We start from the raw sequence: 8,337 nt of genomic DNA, 5'->3' as shown, positions 1-8,337 counted from the left end.
GGGTCCTCATCGGCCGCATGGCGCGAGATCGCGGCGGCGCTTAGATAGCCGCCATGCGCCTCCGTATCGCCACCTGGAACATCAACTCCGTCCGCGTGCGTATCGACCAGGTCGCCCGCTTTGTGGCCGAGCAGGCGCCCGACGTGTTGTGCCTGCAGGAGATCAAGTGCCGCGAGGGCGAGTTCCCGACCGCGGCCTTTGTCGACATGGGGCTGCCCTACCTGAAGGTCGCCGGCCAGAAGGGCTGGCACGGGGTGGCCATCGCCTCGCGCCTGCCGATCGAAGACGCGCCCGCGCTGGGCATCTGCCGCGAGGGCCACGCGCGCTGCGTCTCCGCCAGGGTGGCCGGCGTCGAGATTCAGAACTTCTACATTCCGGCCGGCGGCGACACCCCCGACCGGGTGGAGAACCCCAAGTTCGACCACAAGCTGGACTTCTACGAGAAGCTGACGGCCGAGATGGCCCGGCGCGATCCCAAGGATCCGCTAGTCGTCACCGGCGACCTCAACGTCGCGCCCGGCGAGCACGATGTTTGGAACCACAAGTACATGTCGAAGATCGTCAGCCACACGCCGGTCGAGGTCGCGGCGATGGCTGCGCTGAAGGCTTCCCTCGGCTTCATCGACCTGCCCCGCGAAGCCATTCCCGAGCCGAGCAAGCTGTTCAGCTGGTGGAGCTACCGGGCGCTGGACTTCCGCATGTCCAACCGCGGCCTGCGCCTTGACCACATCCTGATCTCGCCTGGCCTGAAGGACGCGGCCTTCCGCCTTGGCTGCGCCTCGGCCCGCGTCCACGACGACTGCCGCGAGTGGGTGAAGCCGTCGGACCACGCCCCTGTCAGCGCGGATCTGGTGCTGTAATCTTCTGACCCGCTCACCCCGCGGAGGCGGGGACCTACGGCGCCAGCCGGTAACCCCCCGCCTCGGTCACCAGCAGCCGGGCGTTGCCCGGGTCCGGCTCGATCTTCTGACGCAGCCGGTAGACGTGGGTCTCGAGGGTATGGGTGGTGACGCCGGCGTTGTAGCCCCAGACCTCGGCCAGAAGCTCCTCACGCGGCACCGGCTTCTCGCCGGCCCGGTAGAGATACTTCAGGATGTTCGTCTCCTTCTCCGTCAGCCGGATCTTCTTGCCGGAATCGTCCACCAGCATCTTGCCCGAGGGGCGGAACTCGTAGGGGCCCAGGCGGAAGACGGCGGCTTCGGACTGCTCGGCGTTGCGCAGCTGCACCCGGATGCGGGCCATCAGCACTGCAAACTTGAAGGGCTTGGTGACGTAGTCGTTGGCCCCGGCCTCAAGGCCGTCGATGGTGTCGCTGTCGCTGTCGGCGGCGGTGAGCATGATGATCGGGGCGCCGATGCCGCTCTTGCGCAGCTCGCGGCAGACCTCGCGGCCGTTCATGTCGGGCAGGTCGACGTCCAGCAGGACGAGGTCGGGGCGCTGCTCCTGGGCCATCCGGACGCCCTCTTTGGCGGTCGGGGCCTGCAAGGCCGAGAGGTCCTCGGTTTCCAGTTGTTCGGCGAGCGCGCCGCGCAGGTCGTCGTCGTCGTCGACGATGAGCAGGGTCTTGCGTTGGGCCATGGGGCGAACATGCACCGTTCCGGGCCGCGGGGCCAACCCCATACAACCTTGAACGGGCGCGTCAGGCCTGCGCCGGCGCCCTTTGGCCGAACAGCGCCGAGCCCACCCGCACGCTGGTCGCGCCGAACCGGACCGCCGTCTCGAAGTCGTCGCTCATGCCCATCGACAAGCCGGCGACGCCATTGCGGGCGGCGATCTTGGCCAGCAGCGCGAAGTGCGGCCCCGGCGGCTCATCGGCCGGCGGGATGCACATCAATCCCTCAATGGAGAAGCCGTAGGCCTTCCGGCAGTCTGCGATGAAGGCGTCGGCCGCGGCCGGCGCGACGCCGGCCTTCTGCGGCTCATCCCCAGTGTTCACCTGCACATAGAGCCGGGGCGTGCGGCCCTGGCGGGCCATCTCCTCGGCCAGCGTCCGGGCGAGCTTCTCCCGGTCCAGCGTCTCGATGACGTCGAAGAAGGCGACGGCCTCCCTGGCCTTGTTGCTCTGTAGGGGGCCGATCAGCCGCAGTTCCAGCCCCTGCGCCTTGCCTGTCCAGCGGGCCATCGCCTCCTGCACCCGGTTCTCGCCGAAGACGGTCTGGCCGGCGGCGAGGATCGGCCCTATCCGCTCCCAAGGCTGTTGCTTGGAGACGGCGACGAGGGTCACATCCCCCGGGGCGCGGCCGGCGGCCTTCGCGGCGCGGGCGATCTTCGCCAACACGTCTGCCCGGGCGGCGGTGGGATCGAAGGAGGGGCTCATCGGCGGCTTCTGGACCCTGGAGCGGACGGCCCGCTGCTTAAGCCGCCGCTCGCGGCTTTCAAAGCCCCTGCCCCACTTGCTGTTCTTCACCGATCCGCAGCGGACGCCCGATCCGGAGCGGATCGCTGAGCGCCTGCCGCGCCGGGCGGGGATCGTCTTCCGCCCGTTCGGCGCGCCGGACGCGGACGCCCTGGGCCGCAGACTCGCGGCGATCGCCCGGCGGAGGGGCCTCATCCTGCTGGCCGGCGCGGATCCAACGCTCGCCCGGCGGATCGGCGCGGCCGGCGTCCATCTGCCCGAGCGCCTCGCGCACCGGGCCGGCGTGATCCGGCGAGCTCAGCCGCTCTGGATCGTCACAGCGGCCGCCCACTCCTTGCCCGCCGCCCGCCGAGCGATCGCCGCCGGCGCCCACGCGGTGGTGATCTCGCCGGCCTTCCCGAGCCGTAGTCCGTCGGCGGGCCGGCCGCTCGGCGCGATGCGGTTGAGCGCCTGGGTTCGAGAGGGCGCGCGGCCGGCGTATGCGCTGGGCGGGGTGTCGGCGAAGACCGCTGGGCGATTGCTGAACACGGGCGTCGTGGGCGCCGCAGCCGTCGAGGCGCTCGCCTGACGCGCGCCCCTTTACGTCATGGCCGGCTTCATGCTGGCCACCCATCCTGATGAGCCAGCCTCAACAGCAACGGGCCTCGGTCGCCGGGACAAACCCGACGATGACGGAATGTGGAGGTGTCGGCCTGAAGGCGGCTTTAGAACTTGAACGCGGTCTCGAGGCGGACGCGCGGACGGCCCTCGACGGGCTCGGTCTTGCGGTAGGCGGGCTGTTCGGTCTCGCCGAGCGCGACGGCGCCGCCGATGCGCAGCTTCGGGGTGATGCGGAAGTAGGCGCCGGCCTGGACGTCGTTGGCGGTGGCGTCCCGGCTCTGCGGCTGGTCGAAGTTGAGAGTGACGCCCCACCGGCCCTTGCGGGTGTCAAGTTTCAGCGACTTGGCCGTACCTTGCGGAGTAAGGGCCGTGGCCTCGTTGCGGACGGAGAAGTCCATGCCCTTGGGCTTGGCGGTCTGCGCCTGGGCCGCAGACGCGGTCGCGGCGAGCGCCGCCGCACCGATCAACGAACCCAGGACGCGAACCGTAGACTTCACCGGTATGGGCCCCCTTGCCCCGAGACGTGACCGATAAGGCCGCGCCGCTTGGATGTGAATAAAGGGGCCGCCTGCACCCAGGTCAACCGCGACTCGTCCATGGCCGGACCCATGCCGACCGATCGTGGCCGCCCTGTGGCGAGAAGGCCACGCGATTCCTGTTTGGCGCCTCTGCGGGCGTTGTTATAGAGGCGCTCTGCGGGGGCGACGCGGCGCTTAAGGGCGGCGCGCAGACGCCATTGACTAGGAGCTTGCCTGATATGCGTTTCGAGCGCGGAGACTGGACGAAGGCCGCCATCGTCGGATCGCTGGCCCTCAGCCTCGTCGCGCTGGGCGGCTGCGGCACGGCTCGCAAGGTCATGGGCCGCGACGACGTGCCGGCCCGCGACGACGCCAACGCCACCATCGGGGTCAACTCCTACCTGTGGAGCGCCACGCTGGCGACGTTGTCGTTCATGCCGCTGGTCTCGGCCGACCCCTATGGTGGGACGGTGATCACCGACTGGTACGTCAACCCCGAGACGCCGAACGAGCGGTTCAAGGCCACCGTCTACATCCTGGACGCCCGGCTGCGCGCCGACGGTCTGAACGTGTCGGTCTTCAAGCAGGTGCGCGACGCCTCCGGGAACTGGGTGGACGCTCCGGCGGCGGCCCAGACCGAGACCGATCTCGAGAACGCCATCCTCACCAAAGCCCGCCAGCTGCGTCTCTCGAACATCCGCGGCTAAAGGCGCCTGGCCATGGCCCGCTACAATCCGAAAGAAGTCGAGCCCAAGTGGCGCGCGGCGTGGGCTGACGCCGACGTCTTCCGCGCGACGGCCGAGCCCGGCAAGCCCAAGTACTACGTGCTGGAGATGTTCCCCTATCCGTCGGGGCGGCTCCACATGGGCCACGTGCGCAACTATTCGCTGGGCGACGTGATCGCCCGCTACAAGCGTGCGCGGGGGTTTGCGGTGCTGCACCCCATGGGCTGGGACGCCTTTGGCCTGCCGGCCGAGAACGCCGCCATGGAGCGCGGCGTCGACCCCAAGGCCTGGACCTACGAGAACATCGACCGGATGCGGGCCGAGCTGAAGGAGCTGGGGCTGGCCATCGACTGGTCGCGCGAGTTCGCGACCTGCGACGTCGAGTACTACGGCAAGCAGCAGGCCTGGTTCCTGGACCTGTTCAAGGCCGGCCTCGTCTACCGCAAGGAAAGCGTCGTCAACTGGGACCCGGTCGACCAGACGGTGCTGGCCAATGAGCAGGTCGAGGACGGCCGCGGCTGGCGCTCCGGCGCGATTGTAGAGAAGCGCAAGCTGAACCAGTGGTTCCTGCGCATCACCGACTACGCCGACGAGCTGGTCGACGCGCTGAAGACCCTGGACCGCTGGCCGGACAAGGTCCGGACCATGCAGGAGAACTGGATCGGCCGCTCCAAGGGGCTGAAGTTCTCGTTCGAGTTCGCCGGGGCGCCGCCGGCCGGATTCGATGGCGGCCTGGAAGTCTACACCACCCGGCCCGACACCCTCTTCGGGGCCAGCTTCGTGGGCGTCGCGCCGGATCACCCGTTGGCTGAGCAATTGGCGCAGGCCGACCCTAAGGTCGCCGCCTTCATCGCCGAATGCCGCAAGGGCGGCACCAGCGAGGCCGAGATCGAGACCGCCGAGAAGGTCGGCTGGGACACCGGCCTGAAGGTGAAGCACCCGTTCGATCCGGCCTGGGAGCTGCCGGTCTGGATCGCCAACTTCATCCTGATGGACTACGGCGCCGGCGCGATCTTCGCTTGCCCGGCCCACGACCAGCGCGACCTGGACTTCGCCCGCAAGTACCGCCTGCCGGTGAAGCCCGTCGTGCTGCCGCCTGGCGAGGACCCCGGCGCCTTTGACGTGGGCGACGAGGCCTACACCGGCCCCGGGACCATCTTCAATTCGGCATTCCTGGACGGCAAGGACGTGGAGGCCGCCAAGGCCGAGGCGATCGCCCGCATCGAGGCCATGGGCCGGGGCGAGGGGACGACCGTCTACCGGTTGCGCGACTGGGGCGTCGCCCGCCAGCGCGGCTGGGGCTGCCCGGTGCCAGTGGTGCACTGCGCAAAGTGCGGCGTGGTGGCCCTGCCCAAGAGCGCCCTGCCGGTCGCCCTGCCGGACGACCTGGATTTCGGCAAGCCCGGAAACGCCCTGGCCCGCCACCCGACCTGGAAGCACACCACCTGCCCCGATTGCGGCGGCCCGGCGGAGCGCGAGACCGACACCCTGGACACCTTCGTGGACTCCAGCTGGTACTTCGCGCGCTTCGCCGATACCGGCGCCGACGAGGCGATCTCCAAGGAAGCGGTCGACTACTGGCTGCCGGTCGACCAGTACATCGGCGGCATCGAGCACGCGGTGCTGCACCTGCTCTACGCCCGCTTCGTCACCAAGGCCCTGGCCGACCAAGGCCAGCTGTCGGTTCGCGAGCCGTTCGCCGGCCTGTTCACCCAGGGCATGGTGACCCACGAGAGCTACCGGCGTCAGAGCGGCGAGTGGGTCGAGCCGCGCGAGGTGGAGATCACCACTGAGGGCAAGACCCGGCGGGCCCGACTGATCTCGACCGGCGAGCCGGTGGTCATCGGCGACGTCGAGAAGATGAGCAAATCCAAGCGCAACACCGTCGCGCCGGAGGAGATCTTCGACGTCTACGGCGTCGACGCCGCGCGGCTGTTCGTGCTGTCCGACTCCCCGCCCGAGCGGGACGCCCATTGGTCGACCAGCGGGGTCGAGGGCGCTTGGCGCTTCGTCAACCGCGTCTGGGCGGAGTTCGACAGCCAGCCGGCGTCCGGCGAGGGGGACGGCGGGTCCGATCCTGCGGCCGACGAGCTGCGCGTCTTCACCCACCGCACGGTCAAGGCCGTGACGGAGGCGGTGGAGAGCTTCCGCTTCAACAGCGGCATCGCCCGGCTGTACGAATTCCTGAACAAGCTGAAGGAATATCCGGCGGCCGGGGCGAACCCCGCTGTGCTGGGGTCCCGTCAGGAGGCGCTGTCCGCCTTCGCCCGGCTGATGGCGCCCTTCACGCCCCACCTGGCGGAGGAGTGCTGGACACGGATCGGCGGTGAGGGGCTGGTGGCCAACGCCCCGTGGCCGGAGTTCGACCCGGCGCTGGCCCAGGACGCCGTCAAGGTCCTGCCGGTGCAGGTGAACGGCAAGCGCCGAGGCGAGGTCCGCGCACCGGCCGGCGCCGAGCCTGCCGACGTGGAGAAGATCGTGCTTGACGATCCGGAGATCACGCGGCGCCTTGAGGGCTTGACCATTCGCAAGGTGATCGTGGTGAAGGATCGCATCGTCAACATCGTGGCGGCCTGACCGATGGCCCGGCTCGCCGCCTTCGCCATAGCCGCGTGCGCCTTGGCGCTCTCCGGTTGCGGGTTCCAGCCACTTTACGGGCAGGCCGGGGTCACCGGCGGCCTTTCGGCGGTCGACGTGATCGCCCCTGAGGGCCGCACTGGCCATCTGATCCGCGAGCACCTGGACGACGCGCTGGCCAGCCGGCCGGGCGAGGCCAAGGCCTACCGCATGGACCTGGCCCTGCACGAGGTGCGCTATCCCCGCGGCCTGCGCGTGGATAACGTTGCGACCCGGTACGAATACGTGTTGACAGCGGACTACACCCTGCGGGCCCTGCCCTCCATGGCGCCGGTGAAGAACGGCCGGGCCCGGGTGACGTTGACCTACGACTCCGCGGACCAGCCCTACGCCTCCATCGCGGCCCAGCAGGACGCTCAGGACCGCGCCGCCCAGGAAGCGGCCCGCCGGATCCAGCTGGAGCTCGCCGCCTGGTTCGCCCAGCAGCGGGGCTGAGTCTTCCATGGAACTGAAGCGCCGCCCGGACATCGAGCGCTTCCTGAAGGCCCCGGACAAGGCTGTCCGCTGCGCGCTCATCTACGGCCCGGACGCCGGCGTGGTGCGCGAGCGCGGAGCCCAACTCGCCGCTGCGGCCACCGCCCGTCCGGACGACCCCTTCGACGTCGCCCTGATGACCGACGCCGACCTCGACAGCGGCGGCGCGTCGCTGGAAGGCGAGCTCTCGGCCCAGTCCATGATGGGCGGCCGGCGGCTGGTGCGGCTACGGCTCACGGCGGAGAAGTTCGAGAAGCAGGTCGCCGAAGCGCTGACGGCCCACGCTGAGGGCCGCCTGAACCCCGACGCCTTCTTCCTCATCGAGGCCGGGAACCTGGGCAAGCGCTCGGCGCTGCGGTCGGCGGCGGAGAAGGCGGCCGGAGCCGTCGCCATCCCCTGCTACGAGGACGAGCCGGGCGACGTGGCGCGCCTTGTGCGCGAGGCGCTGGCCAAGGACAACGTCAGCCTCAACAACGACGCCCTGGCGATGTTCGTCGCCCGTCTGCCGCGGGAGCGCGGCGTCGCCCGCCAGGAGATCGAGCGGCTGGCCCTGTTCCTGGGGCCCGGCAGCGGCCGGACGGCCACGCCGGAAGACCTCGAGGCGTTCCTGGGCGTGGAGCCCGAGGCTTCGCTGTTCGATGCGGCCTCCGACGCCTTCGGCGGCCGCCTCGCCGAGGCGCAGGCCGGTCTCCGCCGGGCCGCGCAGGAGGGTGAGGCCGGTCCGGCCGCCGTGCGGGCGATCGGCATGCACCTGGGGAAACTGCGGCGCACCCTCACGCTGGTGCAGAGCGGGGCCGGCGTGCAGGAGGCGGCCAAGGCGTCCGGCGTGTTCTGGAAGCAGGAGCGAGAGTTCCTGCGTCAGGCGAGAGCCTGGTCGCTGCCGGAGTTGGAGCGGATCCAGCCCGAGGTGCTGTCCGCCGACCGCGCCTGCAAGAGCGCCGGCGCCCCCGACCATCTGATCGCAGAGCGCCTGGCGCTGACCATCGCCAGCCGGGCGCGGCGGTTAGGGTTGTAACTGACCTTCCCC

The 8,337-nt window shown here is 70.1% G+C and carries 9 protein-coding genes; 6 read left to right on the top strand and 3 right to left on the bottom strand.

The features are described from left to right. Positions 1-53 precede the first annotated feature (53 nt). Entirely contained in the window at positions 54-860 is an 807-nt protein-coding gene (locus tag VHK87_RS15495) for an exodeoxyribonuclease III (protein WP_329635792.1), read from the top strand. 34 nt (positions 861-894) lie between these two features. Here the strand turns inward: VHK87_RS15495 and VHK87_RS15490 are convergent, their stop codons facing one another. Further along, complete coding sequence (locus tag VHK87_RS15490; protein ID WP_329635791.1) at positions 895-1,578, bottom strand: response regulator transcription factor; 684 nt, start codon at positions 1,576-1,578, stop codon at positions 895-897. Between the two features lie 61 nt (positions 1,579-1,639). Continuing rightward, on the bottom strand, positions 1,640-2,317 hold the full coding sequence (locus tag VHK87_RS15485; protein ID WP_329635790.1) for a YggS family pyridoxal phosphate-dependent enzyme: 678 nt from the start codon (positions 2,315-2,317) through the stop codon (positions 1,640-1,642). On the opposite strand from VHK87_RS15485, the gene VHK87_RS15480 reads away from it, so the two are divergent. Continuing rightward, positions 2,295-2,924, top strand: a complete 630-nt coding sequence (locus VHK87_RS15480; RefSeq protein ID WP_329635789.1) for a thiamine phosphate synthase — start codon at positions 2,295-2,297, stop codon at positions 2,922-2,924. The genes VHK87_RS15485 and VHK87_RS15480 overlap by 23 nt on opposite strands. A 136-nt stretch (positions 2,925-3,060) precedes the next feature. Here the strand turns inward: VHK87_RS15480 and VHK87_RS15475 are convergent, their stop codons facing one another. Then, positions 3,061-3,453, bottom strand: a complete 393-nt coding sequence (locus tag VHK87_RS15475; protein ID WP_329635788.1) for an NtrZ family periplasmic regulatory protein — start codon at positions 3,451-3,453, stop codon at positions 3,061-3,063. A gap of 260 nt (positions 3,454-3,713) precedes the next feature. Between VHK87_RS15475 and VHK87_RS15470 the strand changes: the two genes are divergently transcribed. From VHK87_RS15470 to holA, 4 genes are read left to right on the top strand one after another with little or no spacing between them, the layout of a single operon-like run. Continuing rightward, complete coding sequence (locus VHK87_RS15470) at positions 3,714-4,181, top strand: DUF3576 domain-containing protein (protein ID WP_329635787.1); 468 nt, start codon at positions 3,714-3,716, stop codon at positions 4,179-4,181. A gap of 12 nt (positions 4,182-4,193) precedes the next feature. Beyond that, positions 4,194-6,776: a leucine--tRNA ligase gene (leuS, locus tag VHK87_RS15465; RefSeq protein WP_329635786.1), complete on the top strand. Its 2,583-nt coding sequence runs from the start codon at positions 4,194-4,196 to the stop codon at positions 6,774-6,776. 3 nt (positions 6,777-6,779) lie between these two features. Further along, complete coding sequence (gene lptE, locus VHK87_RS15460; protein WP_329635785.1) at positions 6,780-7,271, top strand: LPS assembly lipoprotein LptE; 492 nt, start codon at positions 6,780-6,782, stop codon at positions 7,269-7,271. Positions 7,272-7,278: 7 nt separating this feature from the next. Continuing rightward, positions 7,279-8,325 carry a DNA polymerase III subunit delta gene (holA, locus tag VHK87_RS15455; protein WP_329635784.1) on the top strand — a complete coding sequence of 349 codons (1,047 nt, stop codon included), beginning with the start codon at positions 7,279-7,281 and terminating at the stop codon, positions 8,323-8,325. Positions 8,326-8,337: the final 12 nt, after the last annotated feature.

Origin of the sequence: Phenylobacterium sp., from assembly GCF_036263695.1 — a bacterium.
Lineage (GTDB): Bacteria > Pseudomonadota > Alphaproteobacteria > Caulobacterales > Caulobacteraceae > Phenylobacterium.
The sequence above is the reverse complement of the archived record's forward strand: the minus strand, read 5'-3'. Positions and strand labels throughout refer to the sequence as shown.